Source organism: Oceanobacillus profundus (genome assembly GCF_003515705.1).
GTDB lineage: Bacteria > Bacillota > Bacilli > Bacillales > Amphibacillaceae > Oceanobacillus > Oceanobacillus profundus.
On sequence record NZ_QWEH01000001.1, the window covers coordinates 220,296 to 245,645 of the forward strand.

The 25,350-nt window shown below is 38.4% G+C and carries 25 protein-coding genes and 1 riboswitch; of the genes, 19 read left to right on the top strand and 6 right to left on the bottom strand.

The features are described 5' to 3' along the window. The first annotated feature begins 91 nt into the window (after window positions 1-91). The 6 genes from D1B32_RS01045 (at window position 92) to D1B32_RS01070 (ending at window position 4,599) form a co-directional block, all read left to right on the top strand. On the top strand, window positions 92-658 hold the full coding sequence (locus D1B32_RS01045; RefSeq protein ID WP_095310590.1) for an NADPH-dependent FMN reductase: 567 nt from the start codon (window positions 92-94) through the stop codon (window positions 656-658). Window positions 659-1,078: 420 nt separating this feature from the next. Then, on the top strand, window positions 1,079-1,639 hold the full coding sequence (locus D1B32_RS01050) for an NADPH-dependent FMN reductase (RefSeq protein ID WP_118888393.1): 561 nt from the start codon (window positions 1,079-1,081) through the stop codon (window positions 1,637-1,639). A gap of 193 nt (window positions 1,640-1,832) precedes the next feature. Beyond that, a complete protein-coding gene (locus D1B32_RS01055) occupies window positions 1,833-2,456 on the top strand; it encodes an NADPH-dependent FMN reductase (protein WP_118888394.1) in 624 nt (207 codons plus the stop codon). 154 nt (window positions 2,457-2,610) lie between these two features. Continuing rightward, the gene (locus tag D1B32_RS01060; RefSeq protein WP_168927268.1) at window positions 2,611-3,495 is read left to right on the top strand and encodes a LysR family transcriptional regulator; all 885 of its coding nucleotides are present in this window, start codon (window positions 2,611-2,613) and stop codon (window positions 3,493-3,495) included. A 194-nt stretch (window positions 3,496-3,689) separates the two neighbouring features. Further along, window positions 3,690-4,205: an acyl-CoA thioesterase gene (locus D1B32_RS01065; protein WP_095310596.1), complete on the top strand. Its 516-nt coding sequence runs from the start codon at window positions 3,690-3,692 to the stop codon at window positions 4,203-4,205. Window positions 4,206-4,230: 25 nt separating this feature from the next. Then, complete coding sequence (locus D1B32_RS01070) at window positions 4,231-4,599, top strand: hypothetical protein (protein WP_095310598.1); 369 nt, start codon at window positions 4,231-4,233, stop codon at window positions 4,597-4,599. An 88-nt stretch (window positions 4,600-4,687) separates the two neighbouring features. Here D1B32_RS01070 and D1B32_RS01075 read toward each other — a convergent pair whose 3' ends face one another. From D1B32_RS01075 to D1B32_RS01085, 3 genes are all read right to left on the bottom strand, one after another. Next, window positions 4,688-5,737 (bottom strand): 2,3-butanediol dehydrogenase, encoded by a 1,050-nt coding sequence (locus tag D1B32_RS01075; RefSeq protein WP_118888395.1) that lies wholly within the window; start codon window positions 5,735-5,737, stop codon window positions 4,688-4,690. A gap of 193 nt (window positions 5,738-5,930) precedes the next feature. Further along, complete coding sequence (locus D1B32_RS01080; RefSeq protein ID WP_118888396.1) at window positions 5,931-6,209, bottom strand: hypothetical protein; 279 nt, start codon at window positions 6,207-6,209, stop codon at window positions 5,931-5,933. 48 nt (window positions 6,210-6,257) lie between these two features. After that, window positions 6,258-6,911: a lysoplasmalogenase gene (locus tag D1B32_RS01085; RefSeq protein WP_118888397.1), complete on the bottom strand. Its 654-nt coding sequence runs from the start codon at window positions 6,909-6,911 to the stop codon at window positions 6,258-6,260. Between the two features lie 266 nt (window positions 6,912-7,177). On the opposite strand from D1B32_RS01085, the gene D1B32_RS01090 reads away from it, so the two are divergent. The 3 genes from D1B32_RS01090 (at window position 7,178) to D1B32_RS01100 (ending at window position 11,591) form a co-directional block, all read left to right on the top strand. Continuing rightward, the gene (locus D1B32_RS01090; protein ID WP_095310608.1) at window positions 7,178-8,671 is read left to right on the top strand and encodes a peptide MFS transporter; all 1,494 of its coding nucleotides are present in this window, start codon (window positions 7,178-7,180) and stop codon (window positions 8,669-8,671) included. A 150-nt stretch (window positions 8,672-8,821) separates the two neighbouring features. Beyond that, window positions 8,822-11,098 (top strand): ATP-dependent DNA helicase, encoded by a 2,277-nt coding sequence (locus D1B32_RS01095; protein WP_118888398.1) that lies wholly within the window; start codon window positions 8,822-8,824, stop codon window positions 11,096-11,098. Window positions 11,099-11,168: 70 nt separating this feature from the next. Then, the gene (locus D1B32_RS01100) at window positions 11,169-11,591 is read left to right on the top strand and encodes a pyridoxamine 5'-phosphate oxidase family protein (protein ID WP_095310624.1); all 423 of its coding nucleotides are present in this window, start codon (window positions 11,169-11,171) and stop codon (window positions 11,589-11,591) included. A gap of 156 nt (window positions 11,592-11,747) precedes the next feature. Here D1B32_RS01100 and D1B32_RS01105 read toward each other — a convergent pair whose 3' ends face one another. The 3 genes from D1B32_RS01105 to D1B32_RS01115 form a co-directional block, all read right to left on the bottom strand. Beyond that, window positions 11,748-12,560 (bottom strand): MetQ/NlpA family ABC transporter substrate-binding protein, encoded by an 813-nt coding sequence (locus tag D1B32_RS01105; RefSeq protein WP_118888399.1) that lies wholly within the window; start codon window positions 12,558-12,560, stop codon window positions 11,748-11,750. A 25-nt stretch (window positions 12,561-12,585) separates the two neighbouring features. Next, window positions 12,586-13,686, bottom strand: coding sequence for an iron-containing alcohol dehydrogenase family protein (locus D1B32_RS01110; protein ID WP_118888400.1), 1,101 nt, complete (start codon window positions 13,684-13,686; stop codon window positions 12,586-12,588). 85 nt (window positions 13,687-13,771) lie between these two features. Then, a riboswitch (SAM riboswitch) is annotated at window positions 13,772-13,891 on the bottom strand. 90 nt (window positions 13,892-13,981) lie between these two features. After that, window positions 13,982-14,779 (bottom strand): N-acetylmuramoyl-L-alanine amidase, encoded by a 798-nt coding sequence (locus D1B32_RS01115; protein WP_095310616.1) that lies wholly within the window; start codon window positions 14,777-14,779, stop codon window positions 13,982-13,984. A gap of 331 nt (window positions 14,780-15,110) precedes the next feature. Here D1B32_RS01115 and D1B32_RS01120 point away from each other — a divergent pair, with 331 nt between their 5' ends. From D1B32_RS01120 to D1B32_RS01165, 10 genes are all read left to right on the top strand, one after another. Beyond that, a complete protein-coding gene (locus D1B32_RS01120) occupies window positions 15,111-15,779 on the top strand; it encodes a GntR family transcriptional regulator (protein ID WP_118888401.1) in 669 nt (222 codons plus the stop codon). Continuing rightward, window positions 15,776-16,678 carry an acetaldehyde dehydrogenase (acetylating) gene (locus D1B32_RS01125; RefSeq protein ID WP_118888402.1) on the top strand — a complete coding sequence of 301 codons (903 nt, stop codon included), beginning with the start codon at window positions 15,776-15,778 and terminating at the stop codon, window positions 16,676-16,678. The genes D1B32_RS01120 and D1B32_RS01125 overlap by 4 nt, the downstream gene beginning before the upstream one ends. Further along, entirely contained in the window at window positions 16,675-17,685 is a 1,011-nt protein-coding gene (dmpG, locus tag D1B32_RS01130; RefSeq protein WP_118888403.1) for a 4-hydroxy-2-oxovalerate aldolase, read from the top strand. The genes D1B32_RS01125 and dmpG overlap by 4 nt, the downstream gene beginning before the upstream one ends. 30 nt (window positions 17,686-17,715) lie before the next feature. Then, window positions 17,716-18,690: a C-terminal binding protein gene (locus D1B32_RS01135; RefSeq protein ID WP_118888404.1), complete on the top strand. Its 975-nt coding sequence runs from the start codon at window positions 17,716-17,718 to the stop codon at window positions 18,688-18,690. Window positions 18,691-18,735: 45 nt separating this feature from the next. Next, window positions 18,736-19,752: a TRAP transporter substrate-binding protein gene (locus D1B32_RS01140; protein WP_118888405.1), complete on the top strand. Its 1,017-nt coding sequence runs from the start codon at window positions 18,736-18,738 to the stop codon at window positions 19,750-19,752. Window positions 19,753-19,855: 103 nt separating this feature from the next. Further along, window positions 19,856-20,353 (top strand): TRAP transporter small permease, encoded by a 498-nt coding sequence (locus D1B32_RS01145; RefSeq protein ID WP_118888406.1) that lies wholly within the window; start codon window positions 19,856-19,858, stop codon window positions 20,351-20,353. After that, window positions 20,350-21,636, top strand: coding sequence for a TRAP transporter large permease (locus tag D1B32_RS01150; protein WP_118888407.1), 1,287 nt, complete (start codon window positions 20,350-20,352; stop codon window positions 21,634-21,636). Before D1B32_RS01145 ends, D1B32_RS01150 begins: the two co-directional genes overlap by 4 nt. 26 nt (window positions 21,637-21,662) lie before the next feature. Next, on the top strand, window positions 21,663-22,598 hold the full coding sequence (locus D1B32_RS01155) for a dihydrodipicolinate synthase family protein (protein WP_118888408.1): 936 nt from the start codon (window positions 21,663-21,665) through the stop codon (window positions 22,596-22,598). Window positions 22,599-22,621: 23 nt separating this feature from the next. Then, complete coding sequence (locus D1B32_RS01160; RefSeq protein WP_118888409.1) at window positions 22,622-23,884, top strand: nickel pincer cofactor-dependent isomerase, group 22; 1,263 nt, start codon at window positions 22,622-22,624, stop codon at window positions 23,882-23,884. Between the two features lie 12 nt (window positions 23,885-23,896). Beyond that, on the top strand, window positions 23,897-25,333 hold the full coding sequence (locus D1B32_RS01165; RefSeq protein WP_118888410.1) for an aldehyde dehydrogenase family protein: 1,437 nt from the start codon (window positions 23,897-23,899) through the stop codon (window positions 25,331-25,333). The last annotated feature ends 17 nt before the right edge of the window (window positions 25,334-25,350 follow it).

Genomic DNA, 25,350 nt, shown 5'->3' on the forward strand with positions numbered 1-25,350 from the left:
ATACGAGAACTAAAAACAGCTGATCGCTTCATGATGAAGGGATAGTCTGATTATATGTGATATAGATGATTTTTGGGAAAGGGGGATCACAATGAAGGTTTTGGGGATTTCTGGGTCAATCGTTGGCTCCAAAACGCGAATTGCTGTTGAAAATATATTAAACCGGATAAACGAACAGTATGAGGATATCGAAATTGAACTTATTGATTTGAAGCAATATAACCTCGTATTTAGCGATGGAAGGGATTATCGTGATTATACAGGGGATACAAAGTTAGTATTAGAAAAAATAATGGAAGCGGATGGCTATATTATCGGGACACCAACATTCCAAGCATCTATTCCAGGTACATTAAAAAACCTGTTTGATTTGCTTCCAATGGATGCATTTCGGGAAAAAGTTGTCGGTCTCGTATCGACAGCTGGATCAGCAAAACATTATTTAGTGGCTGAACAGCAGTTGAAGCCAATCTTGAATTATATGCAAGCAATGGTTATCCCGAAATATGTATTTATTGAAGAAAAGCATTATCATAAACAAGCAATTATAGATGATGAAATTGTTTTTAGGCTTAACCGATTGGCAGATGATGTTGTCTTTTTTCTTCGGACAGCAGTGCAAATGAAAGCATCTGAAGAATCCGCATACCCATTCTAATAATCAAACAGGTTCCTGCAAAGCTGCAGTGCCTGTTTTTTCTTTGCACCAGGAAACTATAAAATTTGAATGCTGTGGATAACTTAGTTACCTACACGGCTACGTCCAGCTCCAGCGCCCAGCGACTAGCGAGACTTCCCTCACCTCCGTACGATAAGTCAACATCGACTCCCTGCGGTCGCCGTGTTTCCTTTATCTCCTACGGCTCAGTCCAGTCCGTACGTCGCTAACCGGGCGCTTGCGCTTTTGTTCTTTTATAAATAAGGTAAGCAAATAATTTTACGGTTACTTTTTATAACTATATAATAAAAAAGAATTAAATGTGTTGCAATAAGTAAAAAACGATGGTATAGTATAAGTAATTCAAGTATGTTGAATTAAAATTAATTGAAGAATGTAAAACATTTAGGGGGAAATAGAATGTTAAAAATAGGTATTATTCAAGGTAGTGTACGTCAAGGACGTAACGGAGATGCAGTTGCAAAGTGGATGCATGATTTTGCAACAAAACGTAATGACGATGTAACTTATGAAATCGTAGACTTAGCTGAATATAAATTGCCATTCCTTGGTGAAGAACTTCCAGCAGAAAGACAGGCAGAAGCAGAAACTGCAATTAAAGCATGGTCCGAAAAAATCGCTTCATTCGATGGCTACATTTTCGTAACTCCAGAGTACAACCATGCAATTGGTGGCGCATTGAAAAATGCATTGGATTTCTTAAACCCAGAAGTGAACAACAAAGCAGCTGGATTCGTTGGATATGGTAGCTTAGGCGGTACACGTGCACACGAAAACCTTCGTCTAATCCTTGGTGAACTACAAGTTGCAGACGTGCGTAGTGCAGTAACGTTCTCACTAATGACTGACTTTGAAAACATGAGCGTATTCAAACCTGCTGACTTCCATGCAGATAATGCAAACGGAATGCTTGATCAAGTAATCGCTTGGAGCAGTGCTTTAAAAACAGTTCGCAATTAATAAAAAGTAAATTTTAAGAAGTAAAAAAGATACCTTATAAATAGAGAAAAGGTATTGGGTATCATTGGACTAATAATGGGCAGCTACCCCTGAATAACTATGTTTACATAGTGCTAGGCATGGGTTACTGCCTCTTCTTTTTAAAGGGTCAATTTAAACTTAGATAACGGACAGGAAAGGTTGTGAACATACAATGGGATTTTTTGGTAAATTATTCGGTAGATCAAAGCAAGCAGCAGCACCAGTACCAAAAGAGAAATTGAAAATCGCTATTGTGCAAGGCAGTGTGCGCCAAGGCCGTAATGGGGAATCAGTTGCTAACTGGATGTACGACTTTGCAACAAAACGAAATGCCGACGATGTCACATATGAAATTGTTGACTTGGGGGCATATAAATTGCCATTCCTTGGTGAAGAACTTCCAGCAGAAAGACAAGCAGAAGCAGAAGCTGCGGTTAAAGCTTGGTCTGAAAAAATCGCTGCATTTGATGGTTACATTTTCGTAGCACCAGAATACAACCATGCAATTGGTGGGGCATTGAAAAATGCATTAGATTATTTAAACCCAGAAGTAAACAATAAAGTAGCAGGTTTCGTTGGATACGGTAGCTTAGGTGGGGCGCGTGCACATGAAAACCTTCGTCTAATCCTTGGTGAGCTGCAAGTTGCTGACGTACGTACTGCAGTAACATTCTCACTAATGACTGACTTTGAAAACATGAGCGAATTCAAACCTGCGGATTACCATGCAGACAATGCAAACGCGATGCTTGACCAAGTAATCGCTTGGAGCAAGGCATTTAAGAAAATTAGATAATTGAAAGAAGGGTTGTCATTTATGGCAGCCTTTTTCTTTTTCGAACAATAATAGAAGGCTTCACATTTCGTTATGCAAAATGAAATGCTGTTCAGTTGAGATGTGTAGTATGGCATAGTAGAATAAGAAGGCAGAAGAGGGGTGGGAAAGAAAAGTGGAAATGAAACATTTACAGTATTTTATTGAAGTCACGCGTGCTGGCAGTTTTACGCATGCCGCAGAAAAATTATATATGACACAGCCTGCAATTAGCAGAATTATAAAATCGTTAGAAGATGAACTGGAAGCCTCGCTTTTCATTCGTTCACGAAAAAAACTATCTCTAACAGATGCTGGAAAAATTCTCTATGAGCACGCTCAAGTGATGGAAAAGCAGTTCCAAGCGTTACGACTTGAGTTGGAAAGCCTTTCGTTCCTAAAAAAAGGCCATATTCGTATTGGCTTGCCCTCGATTATCGATTCCGTGTTCTTCTCTAAATTAATCGCATCTTTTCATAAAGAATATCCAGATATTACGTTTCAATTAATAGAGGATGGATCAAAGCGAATAGAAGAAAAAGTGATGAATGATCACTTGGATTTTGGCGTTGTCTTCCTGCCTACCCGCCACAACTTTTTTGATTGCTATTCGTTGGGAGAGGAAGATTTAAAGCTCATCGTACCCGCCGACCATGAGCTTGTAAATCGGCAAGAGGTCGCAATTGCTGAATTAAAAGAAGAAGATTTTATTATGTTTAATAAAGATTTTGCACTGCATGATCATATATATTCGGCTTGCAGAAAGTCTGGCTTTGAACCGAGAATTATTTCGGAGACCTCACAGATGGACTTTATAGAGGAAATGGTAGCTTCAAATCTTGGAATAACCTTATTACCAGAAAGTACGATTAAAGGCTTAAAACGTGACGTAAAAGAAATAAAACTGTCCCATCCGACAATTAAGTGGCACTTAGCAATGATTTGGAAAAAGAATCAAGCATTATCACCTGTCAAACTTGAATTTATCCGATTTGCAAAAGTGAATCTGAACAATACATAAGACCTCCTTTTAGGTGAGTCTTTTTTATTTGTTTATCTAAAGCGTTTACAAACACTTTTGTTATGAATAGCATCGGATTTCGGCATTGTACTTTGGTTATCGGGGCGTTATACAATAGAACCTGTACATAACAATGTATCTACATCAGATAAACAGTTTGCTGTAGCAATAAAAAGTAGTAAGGTGATTAGTTTATGAAAGCAAGAAAAATGGGAGAAACACGCATTATTCAGAATGACCAGGTTCTAATTAATGATTTAAATAATTATCATACATTATTCGGTGGAGTTCTTATGAAAAAGCTTGATGCCTGTGCAACACTTTCAGCTTGTAGCCATGCAAGAGTTAAGGAATGTGTTACGGCCTCAACCGATTCGGTGAATTTTATAGAACCAATACGTCAAAGTGATAAAGTTTGTATTGAGTCATTCGTAACGTACACAGGGAAAAGCTCGATGGAGATATTTTGCAAAGTAATTGCTGAAGATATGGTAACTGGTGAACGAAGAATTGCTACCACGGCTTTTTTGACATTTGTTGCGTTGGATGAGAATAAAAAACCGATTGAAGTTCCTGCAATTGTCGCGGAAACAGAAGAAGAAAAGTTCCTCTACAGCACTGGTGAGGAACGTGCAAAGATTCGAAAGTTAAAGAGGCAGCAAAATAAAGATATCGTTGCTCATTTATCGATCAATAAGCCTTGGAATTAAGCGATAATAGAAAGGAGCGGATAGGGTGTTAATAACAACGAATTTAAAAGAATTGATTTCAGCAAAAGAGGCAATTGACGAATTGGGACATACAAAGCCAGAATTATTCCAACGGTTCATAAATGTGATCCAGCTTACGCGCCAATTACAGTTTAATTATCAATATTTGGGTTGTTTAATTATGGATGAAAATCCAGATGAATGTAAACCAAGCATTCATAATACCTATGCATTTAGTGTGTTTGAACAGGAAATAGAAAAACTTAAAGCAGATACTACAATCATCGAATTGCAGTATTTACTAGCTTCCAATAAGCGAATTGGCTATGCAAATTTATGTAAGCTGGTAATCGGTGAAAACCCTCGATTTTTAGTGGGGCCACAAGTAGTATAAGAGGTTATAAAAATCCCTAAGCAACCAGCTTAGGGATTTTCGGGTTATTAAACCTGAACTGTTAATATCGCTATTAAACCAGTTGGGTTTATTTCTCTCCACTTAGTTCTACTAATATTTTGGCTTGTGATTTATCGTTTGATAATGCTTCAAATCCTTTTTCAACAATATCATCCAACTGTATTTGATCGGTAACAATGCCTTGAGGTTTCAATTGACCAGTTCCCATCAAATCCACTGTCTGTTGGAAAGAAGTCGGTGTATAAGCAATAGATGACGTAATTTTTACACCTGTGTTCGTAAGGTGAATTGGATTCCACTCAATTGGTCTAGCAAAAATAGATACGATTACCATTGTTCCACGTGCCCGTGTAGCGTCGATCGCCTGTTTGAATGTCGGGGCAACTCCCGCAACTTCAAAGGATACATCAACACCATCTGGAACTAATTCTCGAATCGCTTGAACAGCATCTTGTTCACCAGAATTAATGATATGGGTTGCACCTAGTTCCATTGCTTTTTCAAGTCTTGTTTGGGATAAATCTAGAACAATAATCTTGCTTGCTCCTGCTGCTTTAGCTGCAATGGCTGTTAAAAGTCCAATTGGACCTGCTCCAAATATAGCAACTGTATCTCCGAATTGCAGTCCACCTTCTTTTACAGCTTGTACAGCAACAGCGGTAGGTTCTACCAATGCGCCGTCCTGTAAAGTTAATGTGTCTGGCAGAAGATAAACATTCGATTCTGGAACATTCGCGTATTTCGTAAATCCACCATCACCATGCAAGCCGATAAAGCTGAATCCATCATATGCATCCATATCTTCAGGTTTATTTCCATATGTTATCGTTGGGTTAATTGCTACTTTGTCGCCCACTTTAAATTTTGTTACGTTTGTTCCTACTTCTTCTATCACTCCAGCGAATTCATGTCCCATTGTTAATGGAGCAATTTCACCTGTTAAAGGGTCCTTTTCGTTTACTGGTACAAATACTGGACCTTCTTCATATTCATGTAAATCACTACCACAAATACCAGCCCAAGCTACTCGAACCTTTACTTGAGTATCTTCTAAAGGTTTTACTTCCACCTCTTCAATTCGGATATCCTTTTCTCCATGCCAAACTGCTGCTTTCACTGTTATTACCTCCTGATGATAAAAGTTTTCTGTAAATCAAAATACCTAGTACTTCGTTTGAAACCAAAAACTAGTTGATAAATAAAACTTTTTACATAAGTCAATTATATCACTCGGAGTTTTGGGAAACTATTAATATGCTTGGTGCATGGGGATGTCATATACTATTTCTTGAAACTGAATATAGGTAATGTTAACTATTCATGTTATTCTTTAGATTCTCGATATACTCTTTTCCTTCTATTAGTGAAAGTCCTAAAGATGCTCTCGCTTCTTTAATGGCTTTAATCTCTTTTCCATCCTGAATTAATTCATATAGTCTACCATTTATCGGATGTTCTGGGATTTCGACCTCTTTCATAACCTGTTCTAACGAAGTTTTCAACTGTTTCATATTTTGTTCAAGCTTATTTATTTTAGCAGTCAAATAAATGAAAATAATCAATATGATGCTAATGAAAGTAAATTCCAATCCTATCGCTCCTTTTCTGCTATGCTAGCTTGTAGAATTTATCCCTATTTACCAAACAATTCGATTCCCGCCTGCAACTATGCTGCTTATGCTATGTGCAATTAAAAATTGACCGCCATAATAAGGCAACATTACCAGTACATTACTAGAAGGGACTGGTGTAATAAACATATTCCATGCAAGGATAGAGTCAGAAATAACGAACAGCACACTACCAGCGATTGCCCATCCATTACCCGTCATCACGGCGGAAAAAGTCATTAGTGAAATAATGAAAATATAAGCAATCACATGAAAAATTAATCCTGCATTCCCTTCTTGACTTAATGCTTCAACTAACCGGAATCCGATAAAACATGCAAATCCGGCAATTGGGATAATCATAGTCAAACGCATCTTTGAATATTTCCATTGCGTAAAGAAACCAGCCATATAAAATAGATGCCCAATGAAAAATGCGGTCAATCCAAATAGAAACCAGTGCAGTGTCGCATCGCCTATGATACAAAAAGCAAGGCCGGTAATAAGCAGTAGATGTGTTCGAGTTTTTTTTCGAGGTAAAAGCTGAAGAGCATAAATCAAAATCATAAACATTGGAACCAGTTTAAAAAACAAGCTAAATAATAATGGTCCTGTCGGAGCGATAAATAGATAAACAAGACTCATTGTGAGTATTAGTAATGGTAATTGGTATAGAATCATTCTGTTCACTCCTTGGATGTGTCTTACTAAGAGATTCGATGAACAAGGGAGAAATCCTTTTTATTCTTCTAATTTACATAAATTACATTACAATTGGAAAAATAATTAGATAGCGCTATCAATTGTTGGATGATTGGCGGTAATTCGCTTACAAATTTATGGAAAAAGCAAACTTGACCTTTACAGTATGTTGAATTTGCCTTAAAATTGTCGGGTATGTTTTATAACAGAATTCATTTTTCAACTTAGAGGAGGATTAACATACGATGGATTCAAGAGATAAGGATGCCATACTAAAAACCGTTCCACAAAAAGGTTTCTTTGGACATCCGAAAGGTTTATCGACATTATTTTTCACGGAGTTCTGGGAACGTTTTTCTTATTATGGAATGCGTGCCATACTCTTATTTTATATGTACTATGAGGTTACAGACGGCGGATTAGGAATAGATCAAACTACTGCCAACTCGATAATGGCGATTTACGGCTCGCTCGTATATATGTCTGGTATAATCGGTGGATGGATTGCTGACCGGATTCTTGGGATGAACCGTACCGTATTTTACGGTGGTGTTCTAATTATGCTTGGTCATATTATCCTTGCTTTACCAGGTGGCTTTACAGCATTACTTGTGTCCATGCTGTTTATCGTTATTGGTACAGGATTGCTAAAGCCGAACGTTGGTGGTATGGTTGGCGAACTTTACAGCAAAAAAGATCCACGACGTGACTCTGGTTTCAGTATCTATTACATGGGTATTAACATGGGTGGTTTTATTGCACCGTTTATTGTCGGAACAATTGGACAAACATATAACTTCCATCTTGGCTTTGCAATAGCGGCCGTTGGGATGTTTGCTGGCTTGGTTGTTTACCTATTATCACGGAAAAAATACTTTGGTCTTGCTGGACTTCAAGTTCCAAATCCACTTAGCGGAGAAGAGAAAAGAAAGACTACGAAAATTATCACTCTCGCTGTTATTGTATTAGCTATAATCGGATGGGCTGGTGTAACAGGTGGTTGGTTAACGATTGAGCGGGTTATATTCTCGATTAGTATTCTTGGGGTGATTATCCCTACAGTGTATTTTATTACGATGTATCGTAGTCCGAAAACAACAGCGGACGAACGCTCGCGTTTACTAGCATATATTCCGTTATTTGTGGCAGCAATGATGTTTTGGGCGATTCAAGAACAGGGGTCGAATATTTTAGCGACTTATGCAAACGAACGGACACAGTTGTCGTTTGCTGGCATTGAAATACAATCCTCTTGGTTCCAATCTCTAAATCCATTATTCATTGTGATGCTTGCACCAGTGTTTGCTTGGCTCTGGGTAAAGCTTGGGGATCGTCAACCAAGTACACCGCAAAAGTTCTCCTTTGGATTAATTTTTGCTGGGCTTTCATTTATCGTCATGATTTTCCCTGCGGTATTTAACGGAACAGAAAGCTTAGTTAGCCCGCTTTGGCTCGTTCTTAGCTTCTTCCTAGTTGTGCTAGGTGAACTCTGTTTATCACCAGTTGGTTTATCAGCGTCAACGAAATTGGCGCCAGCGGCATTTGCTGCCCAAATGATGAGTTTATGGAATCTATCCAACGCTTCGGCACAGGCTATTAACGCCCAGGTCGTTCGTTTTTATTCCGTAGATACGGAAGTTATCTACTTTGGTGTAATCGGAGGAATTGCGATATTACTTGGTATCGTATTGCTATTAATAGCACCGAAGCTGAAACGGTTCATGCGAGGAATTAACTAATTTTAATGATTAAGATAAATGGGAAGCTGAATCAAGCGCTAAAAAGCATGTTTGATTCAGCTTCTTTTTTTATGTGCAGAGTTAATTTCAGTTTCCGCTTGACTCGATTAATTGATAGAATAGAGTTAATGAATTGTAAAAGGTGATTACATGACGGATAGGTTCAAAATTTCAGTAAGAACGCTTGTGGAGTATGTGTTGCGAAGTGGCAGTATTGAATCCGGGTTTCGAACGGCTACGACGCTGACAGACGGAACAAAGGCACATCAGAAAATCCAAAAGACGTATAAAGAAACAGATCAAAAGGAAGTGTATGTCATAACGGAGATTCCATATGAAGACTTAACTTTTGTAGTGGATGGACGTTGTGATGGTTTACTTTTTAATGAGAATGGACAGGTTACGGTTGATGAAATTAAGTCAACACGAAATCCGGTGGAGTGGATTTCAGAAGATACATATCCAGTACATTGGGCACAGGCGATCTTTTATGCTTTTATCTATGCCAAAGACCACGATTTAGCTGAGATAACGATTCAGTTAACATATGTTCAAGTAAATACGGAGCAGCAGGTTAAATTCAAGCGGGAAATGAATTTTCAGGAGCTGAAAACGTATGTAAACAACATTGTCGGTCAGTATGCAGTATACGCCAAGATGAAGCTTCAGCATGTAGAACGACGCGATGTTTATGCAAGGGAGCTTTTGTTTCCATTTGAAAGTTATCGAGATGGACAGCGTAAGCTCGCGGCTTCTGTCTATAAAACTATTTTCGATAAGAAAGATATATTTGCTTCAGCATCAACAGGTATTGGCAAAACGGTCTCAACAATATTCCCTGCTGTGAAAGCGATTGGGGAAGGGCACCTGCAGCGGATGTTTTATCTTACTGCAAAAACAATTACGAGAACTGCTGCAGAGGAAGCATTTCGTTTGCTAGAGGAAAAGGGGTCGGACCTAAAGGTTGTAACCATTACTGCGAAGGATAAAATTTGTTTTCAGGAGGAAGTAAAGTGCTCGAAGGAGCATTGTATTTTTGCGGAGGGGTTTTACGATCGAATTAATGAAGCGGTTTTAGACATATACGCGAATGAAACATTGATGAGTCGTCAAGTAATTGAAACGTATGCAAGAAAACATCGTGTTTGTCCTTTTGAATTTTCATTAGAGCTTGCATATATAGCGGATGCTGTTATTTGCGATTACAATTATATCTTTGATCCCAAAGTGTCATTGAAACGTCTTTTTGAGGAGCAGAAGAAAGAGACCGTCTTATTGGTTGATGAAGCACATAATTTAGTTGATCGAGCGAGAGAAATGTATTCTGCTGACTTGTATAAATCAGCATTTCTGCAACTCAGTCGTACATTTAAAAACCGTAATGAAAGCTTAGCGAAATCAGCTAAAGCAATTAATAATTATCTATTATCCTTAAAGAAGCAAGAGAATTTAATCAGCAAAGATCTAGATGACGAGCTTGTTGCGCTTACTGAAACCTTTTCCATGCATGCAGAGACTGAATTAGTGCAGCATATGGATACAGATTCACTTTTGCTGGATACTTATTTCGCGACACAATCCTTTGTTAAAATAGCGAAGCTTTATGATGAGCGATTTGTAACCTATATGGAGATTCTGAAAAGCGATGTCCGATTGAAGCTATTCTGCCTCGACCCATCTTATCTCATTAACAAGATGGGAAAAGGCTACCGTTCAAAGATTTTCTTTTCAGCTACGCTAACACCTGCGGATTATTATAAAACCCTGTTGGGAGGAACTGAAAAAGATTACGTAACAGCAATTCCGTCTCCATTTGATCGTGAAAAAGCTGAGGTAATTATTCTGCCAATGTCGACAAGGTATCGCGATCGCGAGCGTACAATGACACCAATTGTTCAGTTTGTGGAGAATCTTATTACGAAGCAGTCTGGAAATTTCCTTGTTTTCTTTCCATCTTATCATTACATGGAAGCTGTACATGATGCATTTCAACAGTTTGCACCACATGTAAAGACGATTGTCCAAACGGTAGGCATGTCTGAAACGGATAGGGAGGAATTTTTGGCGGCTTTTATGCCGGATACGGAAGAAAAGCTTATTGGCTTTGCGGTACTGGGCGGCATTTTCTCTGAAGGGGTAGATTTAAAGGGAGAACGGCTTCAAGGTGTCATTATTGTCGGTGTTGGACTGCCGCAAATTGGATTGGAAAGAGATATTATCAAGGACTATTTCAACTCGATTGGCCGAAATGGCTATGATTATGCCTATGTCTTTCCTGGAATGAATAAAGTGCTACAGGCGGGGGGCAGATTAATCCGATCTGAATCAGACCAAGGAACAATCGCTTTAATCGATGATCGATTTCTACAAAGGAAATATCAAGCCCTCTTTCCATTTGAATGGCAACATTTTAGAATTGAACGGTAATGCAGGATGTTTAATATTGGCCAGAAAAGGAACACTACTTATAGCAGACGATAAAAAGGAGTGTATACTTGTGAGTCAATCAGAGATTAAAGCAAATGTAGAAAAAATCCTTAATGAAAGTCATACAGGCACGATGGCAACGGTGAAGAACGATAAACCGCACTCTAGGTATATGACATTTTTTCATGATGGTTTGAAGCTTTACACACCGACGCATAAAGATGCCGATAAAACAGAAGAAATTGAGAAAAATCCATTTACACATATTTTAATTGGTTATGAAGGCGATGGATTTGGTGATGAATATGTAGAATATCAAGGGAAGGTATCCTTAAACGATACGGATGACCTGAAAAAGAAATTTTGGAATGATGATATGAAACTATATTTTGAGGGACCGGATGATCCTAACTACACCATTTTGGAAATCGATCCGATTGGAATTCGGTTAATGAATAAAAAGGGAGAATCTCCTAAAGAGATGGACATATAAAAAAGGCTGACAACATTATTGTCAGCCTTTTTAGTTAGCCTGGTAACTTAATAACTTAGCTGCACGAACAGTCACGTCCAGCTCCAGCGCTAAAGCTGTAGCTGGACTTCTCTCACCTCTGTACGTCGCTAACTGGGCACTTCCGTTTTGTTCCTCCTACCATCCAGGAACAACTGAGCCTTGGAAGGTTTCCTCAACAAATTGTTTTACTTCATCGGATTGGTAAATATCGATAAACTGTTGTACAGCTTCGTCATCCTTGTTTTCTTCACGAACCGCGATTAAGTTTACAAATGTAGAATCCTGTTCAATAAAGATTGAGTCTTCACCAGGTACGAGACCTGCATCCATGGCAAAGTTTGAATTAATGGCAGCTGCATCAACTTCACCTAACTGGCGCGGGATTTGCGCTGGATCAAGCTCGATGAATTCATAATTGTTTGGGTTCTCAGCAATGTCATTTACCGTTGCATTTACGCCAAGACCTTCTTCTATTTTAATTAAACCTGCTTGTTCAAACAATAGTAATGCACGTCCACTGTTTGTCGGGTCACTTGGAAGACCGATACGGGCGCCTTCCTCGAGATCTGCTACATCTGTTACACCTTCTGAGTAAATCCCCATCGGGAATGTAACCGTATCTGCAACTTTAATTAAATCTAATCCGCGTTCTTCATTCATATGGTCAAAAAATGGCTCGGTTTGGAAGCTGTTTAAATCAAGCTCGCCTTCAGATAAACTAACATTTGGCATGACATAATCGCTGAAAGAAACTAATTCAATTGTTAGGCCATCCTCTTCAGCAAGCTCTGCAACCTTTTCTAAGATTTGTTCATGTGGTCCTGATGTTACACCGACTTTTAATTTACCGTCTTCCAATAATCCTTCTGCTTCATCTGAGCCGCCACCACATGCGGCAAGTACTGCCAACATGCATGCAAGTAATCCTGTGAATAGTAATTTTTTCATTATGTATCCCTCTTTCTAAAGTTGATTAATTAGTTGTTGGAACTGCTAGCCTCTCTACTTTGAGAATGGCATTTAATAATGTATCTTCTGTAATTTCTTCCACCATTAAATGAATCGATTCTTGAGGCAGTAATGTTTTCTTAATAATACGTTGCAATAGTTCCTCGTCTCGAGCGTCAATGGATAAATGATTTAATGATGCTGGAAGCCCCCAATCATCATATACTGCTAATAGTCTTTTTAGCTCTTCATCCTTTTCTTCTAGAGCCAATTGAACTAAGATACCATAGGACACGATTTCTCCATGTAAAAATTGCTTGATGCTTTTAGCCTCTGTTAATCCATTATGGACGGAATGTGCACCAGCAATTCTTCCGGCCTTTTCCCCGAATCCGCCGACCATGCCACCAGTCATAATAATTGTTTCAATAATGCGTATGAGTGCATCCGATACCTTTTTATTGGATACCGATTCTAGTGCTTCTTTTCCATCCTTTAGTAAGATATCTCTGCACAAAGCTGCGGAGAATTGAGAAATCTGAAGCCAAACAGGTAAATCCTTATCCTTGTAAAAGGATCGAACTAAAGCATCTGCTTCATAATATTTAGCGAGTGTGTCACCAATACCGGCCTTCAAGTATTCAGGTGGCGCACCAGCAATAATAGCTGGCTCAATCAGCACGAGTGTATTTGCTACTGGGAACTCGGTATAGTGTGAATGGGTACCATCAGCTTGATAAAATACACTTAATGGTGTCCAAGCTGCACAGGTAGCTGCGATTGTTGGGATAAGTACGGATTTAATCCCGGCTTTTACAGCTGAGGCTTTAGTGAGATCGAGTGCTGTCCCCCCGCCAATACCGATTACTGCATCAACCCCATCATGTTGAAATGAAGTTGCGAATTGTTCGACAGCCTCAAGCGTACAATGTCCTTCCACAAACGTGATGTTTGAACGATCAAGCTCCTCTGGTATATAAGGAGAGGCAGCATTCCATGCCTTCCTGCCGCTAAGAATATGTATTTTCTTCACGCCTAACTCTGAAAGAAGTACACGTAACTCTTTTAAAATGCCTTCTCCGATTCGATAATGTCCTGGTGCGCCTTTCACAATTGCTGTTGTCATCTGAGCGTCTCCTTATCGTATTTCGGGAAAATAAAAATGCCTCTCTAAAAAAGAGAGGCATGGATATACTTGACAAGTAACCATCCTCTTATTTTCCAAAATACATATTGTATTTTGCAGGAATTAGCACCTATTCTCAGTTAAATTTAACTGGAATGGTTGCCGGGCTTCATCGGGCCAGTCCCTCCGCCGCTCTTCATAAGAGTGTTTATGAATTTGTTATTTCATATATCTTATAATCTATTGGTTGAAAAGTCAATTGATTTCATTTATTCATACTAAATCTGTTATATATTTACTGGATGATAATAAATGCATCGATTCCAGTGTTGCGGACAACCTGTAAATGATTCTCTGCATTTGTCCTGTTTGTAAATGCACCAGCCTGAACGCGATACCAAGTTTCACCTGAAATCGTAACCTGTTCTACAAAAGCTTGAATGCCTTTAGAATTTAGGAAAGATACACGATCATCTGCATTTGCTTTTGATTTAAAGGAACCAGCAATAACCTTATACAGTTGGCCGGTACCAGGACCTCCGTTTTTTTCTTGCAGGTTAAATGCTCTCGCTAGTCCGTTGACATGCCCTTCTGCTACTCGCTGCTTCCATGCGTTCTGTTTCATTAAAGCTGCATTTCCACTATGGTCTATAAAACCATTTTCCGTTAGCATTGCTGGCATGGACGACTCACGTAATACATGGAAATTAGCTTTCTTTTTACCACGATTTCGTAATCCGTTAACTTTAATTATTTCTGCATGTAGAATGTCTCGATATCTAGCAGTCTGTGAACTATCTGAAAGGCTGCTATGAATGAAATCCTCATAGCCATCAGCAGAGCCGTTAAATGCATTACAATGAATAGATAGAAAATAATCAGCACCCCATGCATTTGCTTCATTTGTTCGTTGGGCGAGACTTTTTGTTGTGTTTCCAGTACGACTCATTTGAACACTAACATTACTGTAGTTTCCAATTAGCAGATCGCGTATTCGCAACGCGATATCAAGAACAACATCTTTTTCTTGTATTCCATTTCCAGTAGCACCGGAATCTGTTCCGCCATGACCTGGGTCTAAATAAAGTTTCATTAAAATCTCCTCCTAATATAACGTATGGTTGATAAGAAAAATCGAATTGGACAAACAACACTGTCTTAGTTAAAATCCATTTTTGTCACCTCCGTCTTTTTCCCGTTTGCTTATGGTACTCTTTTCAAAACTACAATCGATGTGAATTTATATTTAAGGAGGTAATATTTGATTTAATTTATTGAATAAACTAATGAAATGAATAAAAAATATATTCAAATAATTATTGACATAATAAAAGTAAGCGAATACAATATGAATTAATAATTGTAAACTGTCTACATTACAGAATATTAAATTTATTTATTAGTTAGGAGGCCTGTATGTAGTAATGAATATAGGGAAAATGCATGTAAGTGAACAAGTACTTGCTTATTTGCGTAAAGAAATTATGTTAAATCGATATAAGGAAGGTGAACACTTAAAGGAATCCCAATTATCAAGCGAATTAAATGTGAGCAGGGGACCTATACGTGAAGCTCTTTCAAAATTAGAAGCTGAACGGTTGGTTAAGAGACTTTCAAATGGTAGGACAGTAGTAGGGAAGTTTGATATTGAAGATATTAGGAATTTATATGATAGTCGTATTTTATTAGAAAAGCATGCACTAACACAAATATCTCCAGAAGCTCTGGAAAAAGATAAACATCTACTTTATCTCTACATCCAGCAAATGCAAGATTCTTTCGATAATCAGATCAGGAATGTTGATGCAGACATGGAGTTTCATGCGTTACTAGTAGGTATGACAAGTAATCAGTCGCTTATTCAATTATGGCATTCCTTAAATGGCATGATACAAACGTTAATCGAGGTTACGTCTACAATTCTTGAGTCAAGACAGCAGGAAATTATTGAGGAGCATCTTGTCGTTGTTGATGCGCTAGCTATAGGGGAAGTAGAGAAAGCTCAAGAACTGTTAGCCCAGCATTTGAAGAGCGCTTCGGATCATTATTGTCAAGCAGTTATGGAATTGAATTTAGGAGGAAAGATAGGATGACTCAACAAAAACTCAAATGTGCAATTATTGGCTCAGGAAATATAGGAACAGATCTTATGTATAAATTATTACGCAGTGATAAGCTTGAACCTACGACAATGATTGGAATTGACCAGAATTCAAAAGGGTTAGCACTTGCAAAAGAGCATGGACTTGTTCCGATCTATAATGGGATTGATGGCTTTGTGGAGCAAGCAGACTTAGCAGATATTGTATTTGAGGCAACCTCTGCTAAGGCCCATACTCATAATGCACCGATATTAAAGAAATTAGGGAAAAAGGCAATTGATCTAACGCCCGCTGCTGTGGGACCGTTTATTGTACCTGCTGTAAGCTTGGATGAACAAAGTGTGGAAGCGTTAAATAACGTTAATATGGTTACGTGTGGCGGACAAGCAACTGTACCAATGGTCAAAGCAATTTCAGACGTGGTCGACGTGGAGTATGCAGAAATTGTTGCTTCCATCTCTAGCAAAAGTGCTGGACCAGGAACACGTCAAAATATTGATGAATTTACAGCAACAACTGCAAAGGCTCTACAGGAAGTTGGTGGTGCAAAAGAAGGGAAAGCACTTATTATTTTGAACCCTGCAGAACCACCAATTCTAATGCGGAATACAATTCACGTAAAAATATCGGAATACTCTGATGATATACATCAAAATATTTTACAAAAATTAGATGACATGTTGAAAGTCGTGCAAAGCTATGTGGAAGGATATCATTTTAAAGCAGATCCGGTAATTAAGGATAATATCGTAACTGTTTCAGTTGAGGTAGAGGGGAATGGTGACTACCTTCCTAAGTACGCTGGTAATTTAGATATTATTACATCCGCAGCTGTTAAAACGGCTGAAGTTATTGCAGCTGCAATGGTTTCGAAAGGAGTGGCACAATGATGGGCAAAAAAAAGATTCTATTCAATGATGTTACATTACGTGATGGTATGCATGCCATTTCGCATCAATATTCGGTAGAGCAAATTGCTGAGTTAACAGAATTAATAGATGATTCTGGTGTAGATATTATTGAGGCAACACATGGTGATGGGCTTGGGGGGAGTTCGATCCAGTATGGCTTCTCGAAAGAAACGGAAAAAGACATTATTACAACAGCAGTAAAGCACGCGAAAAATGCAAAAGTTGGCGTTTTGCTTATTCCTGGCATAGGGACTATTGAACATTTAAAGCGTGCAAGCGAATGGGGGGCATCCGTTGTCCGCGTTGCTACACATTGCACAGAAGCCGATGTTTCTGAACAGCATATAAAAGCAGGAATTGATTTAGGAATGGATACAGTAGGTTTTTTGATGATGTCCCATCGTGCAGCGCCAGAATTGTTATTAGAAGAAGCTAAAAAGATGGAATCGTATGGGGCAAGCACCGTTTACGTTGTGGATTCTGCTGGAGCTTTAACAATGGATGATACGAGAAGAAGGGTGGCCTTGTTCAAAGAAAATCTCAGTACACAAGTTGGATTCCATGCACATAACAACCTCTCTTTGGGTGTAGCCAATTCTATTGTTGCGATAGAGGAAGGTGCAGACCGTATTGATGCTAGTTTAGCAGGAATGGGAGCTGGAGCCGGTAATGCTTCTCTAGAACAGCTTGTAGCAGTTATGAATAAATTAGATATTCCGCACCATGTAGATTTATATAAGGCAATGGATGCAGCTGAAAATGTAATGAAGCCCATGATGAAAAGGCCAGTTCAAATTGATCGATTAAGCTTAACCCTTGGGTATACAGGTGTCTATTCTAGTTTTCTCTTATTTGCAGAAAGGGCTGGAAAAGAGTATGGCGTAGATGCCCGTGATATTTTAACGAAACTAGCTGAAATGGAAGCAGTTGGTGGACAGGAAGATTGGATTATTGGGGTAGCGCAGGAATTAGCAAAGGCGAAATAGTAGGAAATATAAGGAAGGTTAGGTGGTATCATGTTAGTTATTTTAGCAGATGGAAACTCCTTAGAGGGAGATCATTATCAAATTGAAGAACAGTTTTTTAAAGAAAGAAACGTTGAGTTTCGAATTGAAGATTGCTTGACAGAAGAAAGTGTTATTGAAAAATGTAAGGATGCAGACGCTGTATTAAGCGTTTATGCTCCAATAACTGAAAGAGTTATTAATGAGTTAACAAACTGTAAAGTACTTGTTAGATATGGAATTGGCTTTGATAACATCGATGTCAAAGCTGCTTCTAATAAAGGGATTCCAGTTTGCAACATTCCGGATTATTCTATTCCGGAAGTTGCAACACATACAATCGCGATGCTTTTACATTTTGAAAGAAGAATTGGTTTACTGGATAAATCTGTTCGAGAAGGAAAATGGAATCCGAATGAAGGGTTTAATTCGAAGCGCCTTTCATCATTAACTCTAGGCTTAGTTGGTTTTGGGAATATTGCCCAGGAGACAGCTAAATTTGCTCAAGCTTTTGGTATGAATATCGTCACGTATGATCCATTTATTCCAGATGAGGTAGTTCATAAATTCGGCATCGAAAAAATTGAATTAGATGAACTTATTGAGCAGTCTGACTATGTATCGATCCATGTTCCACTGAACGATGGCACATTCCATTTGATCAATCAGGAAAGGTTGGAAAGAATGAAAAACACTGCTGTTATTTTAAATACAGCAAGAGGACCTATTGTTGATCAAGATGCATTGGTAGAAGCGATTAAAAATGGTTCCATAAGAGGAGCTTGTCTGGATGTACTTGAAAAAGAACCAGTAAAAGTAGAGGATGAGATTTTAAAACTTGATAATGTAGTAATTACACCGCACGCAGCATTTAATAGTGTAGAAGCAAAGGAACGGCTCCATACGCGTGTTTGTGAAACCGCCTACGATATTTTAACTGGTGGAAGACCACAAAATATTGTTAATAAAGCAGCAGTACTATCTTAAAAACTAGTATTTAATTAAAAGCCAAAATCAAAAGGGGTATAGCGAATGAAGAAATTACGATTTATGCTGCTCGTTGGTTTTTTAGCACTTGTATTAGTTGGGTGTTCAAACACAAGTGCTTCAACAAATGAAATGGAAACGTATACAATTATTGCTGCGCATTCTACGGCAGAAACAACATCGTTTAATGAGATATTTCAATATTTTAAAACAGAAATCGAAGCAAAAAGTGAAGGTAGAATTAAAGTTGAAATATACCCAAGTGCACAGCTGGGGGCGGATCGTGAACTAATTGAAGGTGTTCAGCTTGGTGATGTAACCATGTCTCTTCATTCAACGGCACCTGCTGTTAATTTTGTAGATGATGTTGCGGTATTTGATATCCCGTTTCTATTTCCAGATAAAGAAACGGCTAGAGCGACAATGCATGTAGATAGTCCTTTCTTTGAACAACTTGCACAAAGTCAAGAAGAAAAGGGATTTAAATTGTTAGGTTTACATGATCAAGGGTTCCGCCAACTGACAACAAATGGTGTAAAAGTGGAATCGCCCAGTGACCTAAAAGGTGTACGTTTACGAACAATGGAGAATCCGTACCATATGGAAACGTGGCGAACGCTAGGAGCCAATCCTACACCACTGCCATTTAATGAAGTGTATACAGCATTACAGCAAGGGACAGTGGATGGTCAGGAAAATCCGTTTGAATTGATTATTTCTCAACGGTTCTATGAGCAGCAGGATTACTTAACAGAAACGAATCATATCCTGCAAGCGATTCAAATCATTATGAATCAACAGTTTTTTGATACTCTGCCAGAAGATCTGCAAATTCTTGTTGAAGAGGTAATGGCTGAGGCGGTTGTTGTAGGAAATGAATTTATTGATGACAAGGAAGCTGAATATAAAGAAATTATGACAAATGCTGATGTTGAATTTGTTGAAATTACACCAGACCAATTAGCAACTTTTCAAGAATCTGTATCGAACGTGCTGGATCAGATAAGTCAAGAAGTTGATGAAGAATTGTTAAATACATTGCTTGAATCTGTACAGCAATAGAGAAACTTACTTAGACAGGAAGTTACTTAAGGTAACGCTCATCAATTTGTTTTCATGAAGAGTGTTGCCTTGGGTAACGATTCATTAGGAGAGGTGAATAATAATGAGGTACATATCTTGGCTTAATAAACATTTGGAAGAGCTTTTATTAGGGTTGTCCATGCTGAGTTTTGTATTTATTATGGGTCTTCAAGTTTTTATGAGATATGTAATGAACAATTCACTAGCATGGCCGGAAGAGCTCAGTCGTTACATTTTCATATGGTTTACCTTTATTGGTGTGAGCTACGCGGTGAAAAATAATTCGCATTTAAGGGTAGATATTATTTTGAACTATCTCCCGAAAAAGTTGGCTCGTTTTTTTGAATTAGTCGGTGACATATTCTTTTTTGCATTTAGTATAGTCGTGCTAATTGCTGGCATCAATGTATTTAATACTTTCCTGGGGACAATGCAAACTAGTCCAAGTCTCTCCATTCCTTTAGCTGTTGTGTATTTATCCGTACCAGTAGGATTTGCTTTCACGATGGTTCGATTAATCCAGAATAATATAAAGCGATTTAAAGGGATTGAAGTGGAAAGGGAGGAAACAACATTATGAGTGCAGGTGTAATCTTCATCGTACTAATAATCTTTTTAGCAATTGCTATACCAATTGGAGTTTCTTTAGGTCTTACATCAGTATTTGCCGCTTTTTTTACAGATGTTCCAATTAACGTTGAGTATATCGTGCGTAGTATGGCAACTGCTTTAGATAGTTATCCGTTACTAGCAATTCCACTGTTTATCTTTGCCGGAACAATTATGGCAAAGGGTGGGATGTCAGAACGATTATTTAATGTCTTCATTTTCTTTGTTGGAAAAAGAACCGGTGGAGTCCCAGCGGCGGCAATTTTAACCTGTTTGTTTTTTGGGGCAATTTCAGGGTCGGGTCCAGCTACAGTCGCAGCAGTCGGAGCAATGGTTATACCAATTTTAATTAAGCTTGGTTATGATAAAGGCTTTAGTACAGCTATGATTGCTACAGCGGGTGGGCTTGGTGTTATCATCCCACCGAGTATTCCATTTATTGTATTTGGAATGTCTGCTGGTCAATCTGTTGGTGACTTATTTATCGCTGGTATTCTTCCTGGTATTCTTATCGCACTTTGTTTAATTGGCTATACGTATTTTTATTGCCGTGGAAAAGGTGAAGATAAGGAAAAAATTAATGAAGTTTACAATGAAATTACAAAAGATGGCATTTTGAAAATTTTCTCTAGAGGATTCTTTGCTCTGTTAACTCCTGTCATTATTTTAGGTGGTATTTATAGTGGGATTGTAACGCCAACAGAGGCAGCAGTTGTCGCTGTTATATATGGACTTATTGTTAGTATATTTATCTATAAAACAATTCATCGGCAAAATTTCATACCAATCATTATAGAGTCGGTGAAGGTAACCGTCCCAGCATTATTTGTTGTATCGGCTGCGACTGTATTTGGTAGAGTACTAACCTTAGCACGCTTGCCACAATCTGTTTCAGAATTCATGGTATCCTTAACGGAAAACCCAGCTCTAATTATACTGATCGTTATACTTATATTGTTAATTGTCGGTATGTTTATGGAAACATTAGCAGCTATTTTAATTCTAACGCCAATCTTTATGCCTGTGGTCACAACAGTTGGATTTGACCCGATACACTTTGGAGTAATTATGATTGTTGCACTAGCAATTGGATTTGTAACTCCTCCAGTTGGCATGAATCTGTTTGTAGCAAGTGGTCTAACCAATTTATCTATTATGGAAATTGGTAAAAGGGCAATACCTTTTATTGTTGCATTTTTAGTTGCTTTGTTACTAATCACATTTATTCCACAAATAAGCTTATTTTTTCTTTAACTATTAAATGAATGGGAGCGATTTCAATGCATGCGAAAACAAGATTTCATGGTATTATCCCACCGATTCCTTCTATTTTATATGAAACTGGGAAAATAGATGAAACTGGAATGGGGAAATTGATCGATTTTCTAATTGAATCTAAAGTCGATGGTCTTTTCTTTAATGGTACTGGTGGGGAGTTTAGTCAGATGCCAATCAATCTAAGGAGGCAAATGGCGAAATTTGGTGTGAACTATGTAAATGGACGGATACCTGTTTTAATCGGGACTGGATCAACGAGTACCGAAGAAACAATAGCGCTAAGTCTACATGCTAAGGAAATCGGTGCAGATGGTGTAGTGATTATAAATCCGTATTATTGGAAATTAAGTGAGGAAAGTTTGTATCAGCATTATTGTCAAATTGCAGATGCTGTTGACTTACCAATTCTATTGTATAATTTTCCAACATTAACGGGTCAAGATTTAACTCCGGAATTGGTTTACAAGCTGGCAAAAAAGTATCCACATATTGTTGGAATTAAGGAAACTGTGGAAGATATTGGTCATACAAGAGAAATCATATTGAAAGTGAAAAGTGAAAGACCTGATTTTGCCGTTTTTTCGGGATATGATGACCAGTTATTAAATACGCTTTGTACTGGAGGAGATGGATCTATTCCTTTAACAGCATCTTTTGCACCAGAGCTATCCGTGGGTATTTATCAAGCATTTAAAGTAGGTAATTATGAGAAGGCGATTCAGTTACATCGTAAGCTCGCACCATTATTATCATTATACAAATTAGATTCTCCATTTGTGAACGTTGCTAAGGAAACAATTAAATTGCGTGGAATTGATATTTCTACAGAGGTCTTAGCACCTTTACGTCCATTAAATGAAGAAAAGAAGCAGGAATTAGAGCGCCTAGCAACTACGTATCTATCTGATTTTTTACAGGTTACGAACGAGGCGAAGTAAAAGATTTGTATGGAGCTGATTGAATGAAACTACCGAATATTGTAAAAGTAAAGCAGCATTTTACCGGCCCATCTGTATCAAATGTTGAAAAAAAGATAACAGCAGAGTTCAGTAAGCAGACAATCGATATGAAAATACGACCTGGAATGGAAATTGCTATTACTGCGGGAAGTCGTGGGATAGCTAATATAGCTCGAATTATTCGGGCAACAGTAACGGAAGTGAAAAAACGGGGAGCAGTGCCCTTTATTGTGCCAGCGATGGGTAGCCATGGTGGTGCCAAAGCAGAAGGACAAATCGAGGTGCTGAAGAGTCTTGGTGTAACTGAATCCTATTGTGGTGCCCCAATTCGGGCGACAATGGAAGTAGTAAAACTAGCGGAAACTACTGCAGGGGTCCCGGTTTATATGGATAAAATTGCTTTTCATTCTGATGGTGTCATTTTGATAAATCGTATTAAAGCACATACAGACTTTTCGTCAAAGGTTGAAAGTGGATTAATGAAGATGGCTTCGATCGGTCTCGGAAATCATAAACAGGCTTTAGCGATTCACGAACGGGGCGTCATCGGTTTGAAAGAGCATATGCCTTGTGTTGCTGAGGAGATATTTAAAAGTGGAAAGGTTCTTATGGGAATTGGGCTTGTAGAGAATGCTTTTGAAGAAACAGCTGAAATTGAAGTTATCCCGGTAGAAAAAATTGCAGAGCGAGAGCCCCAATTACTGGTACTATCCAAGAAGCTATTTCCAAGACTACCAATAGATCAGTTGGATATTTTATTTGTTGATAAAATGGGGAAAAATTACAGTGGATCTGGAATGGATACGAATGTGATTGGTAGAGTACGAATTGATGACGAGCAAGAGCCTACATTACCATCTTATCAGCAAATTATTGTTTCCGATTTAAGTGAAGAATCCCATGGAAATTCTACGGGAATCGGTTTGGCTGATTTAACGACTATACGATTATTTAATAAAATTGACCTGCAAAAAATGAACGAAAACGTTATTACAAGTCGCTTTTTGAAGCGGGCAAGTATTCCAATGGTATTGCCAAGTGATCGCGGTGCTATTGAGACAGCGATAAAATGTGGTTGGGATGTACACCCAGAGAAGGTTCGGTTTATGAGGATTCCGAACACATTACATTTGGAGGAATTGTATGTTTCAGAAGCACTTGTTCCAGAACTAGAGCGAATGGATTCTATTGAGATTATCGGAACACCATCGCCTATGGAGTTTAATGAATCCGGGTACTTTCAAGAATTTAATGAATCAAAATGAGGAGGGGTTTAATTGACTACACAAACAGAAAATATTTACGGTAATTTAATTAATGGTGAATGGCTCCAATCGGAAGATACATTTATTGTAGAAAATAAATACACACACGAAGTCTATGCTAAGGTAGCGAAATCGAGTCAAGAAGTAATTACAAACGCAATTACAAACGCATATGAAACCTTTAAAAAAGTGAAGCTATCGGCAACGAATCGTTACGATATTTTAATGCGAGCTACACAGCTATTTGAAGAAAGGAAAGAGGAAATTGCACGTGTTATATGTAGCGAAGCTGGTAAAACAATTACGGATGCCAGAGCAGAGGTTGAACGTGGGATTCAAACATTTATTGCTTCTGCTGAGGAAGCTAAACGACTAGCGGGTCAAGGATTGCCAATCCAAGGGCAGCCAGGTAATGATGCAAAAATGGCATTTTCGATACGCGTACCTGTTGGGTTAATATGTGCGATAACTCCTTTCAATTTTCCATTTAATTTGACTGCGCACAAGATTGGACCTGCCATAGCTGCTGGGAATACGGTAGTTTTGAAACCGGCTGAAAAGACGCCAGTTTCTGCAATTAAAATGGCTGAGGTTTTACTTGAAGCAGGATTGCCGAAAGGCTTTTTGAATGTCGTCAATGGATTTGGACATGAAACGGGACCTGTTCTTCTAAAGGATGAGCGAATTGCGATGTACACATTTACTGGGAGTCCCGCTGTTGGTCGAGTGATCAAGCGTGAATCTGGTATTCGTAAAGTAACCCTTGAATTAGGGAATAATTCACCAAACATCATTCACCATGATGTTGCTGATCTACAACGTGCGGTTGATCTTTGTGTATCAAGAGGTTATTCAAACTCAGGGCAAGCATGTATTTCCGTACAACGCGTGTATGTTCACCGAGCGATTTATGAAGAAGTGTTAGAACAGGCAAAAGCAACAGCAGAATCATTTATCGTCGGAAATCCAGAAAATGAAACGACTAACATTGGACCGATGATTAGTGTCAAAGAAGCTGAACGAGCAGAAGAATGGGTCCAGGAAGCTGTGAATGCCGGAGCGACTATAATTACTGGTGGTACAAGAGAAGATGCATTATTTAAGCCTACTATCTTAACGAATGTTAAAGAAGATATGAAAGTGATGTGTGAGGAAGTATTTGCGCCGATTATTAGTATTGTCCCTTATGAGGATCTGGATGAATTGTTTGCTAACGTAAATGATTCAAAGTTTGGGTTACAGGCAGGTATCTTTACTTCAAACCTTCACTTGGCTATGAGAGCTGCTCAAGAGCTTGAGTTTGGTGGGGTAAATATTAATGATGTTTCGACATTCCGAGCAGACATCCTACCATATGGAGGAGTTAAAGACAGTGGAGTTGGTAAAGAGGGCCCACGTCACGCGGTTGAAGAGATGACGGAAGAAAAAGTAATTACAATGCACTTGTAACAGAAAGGATGTCGTAA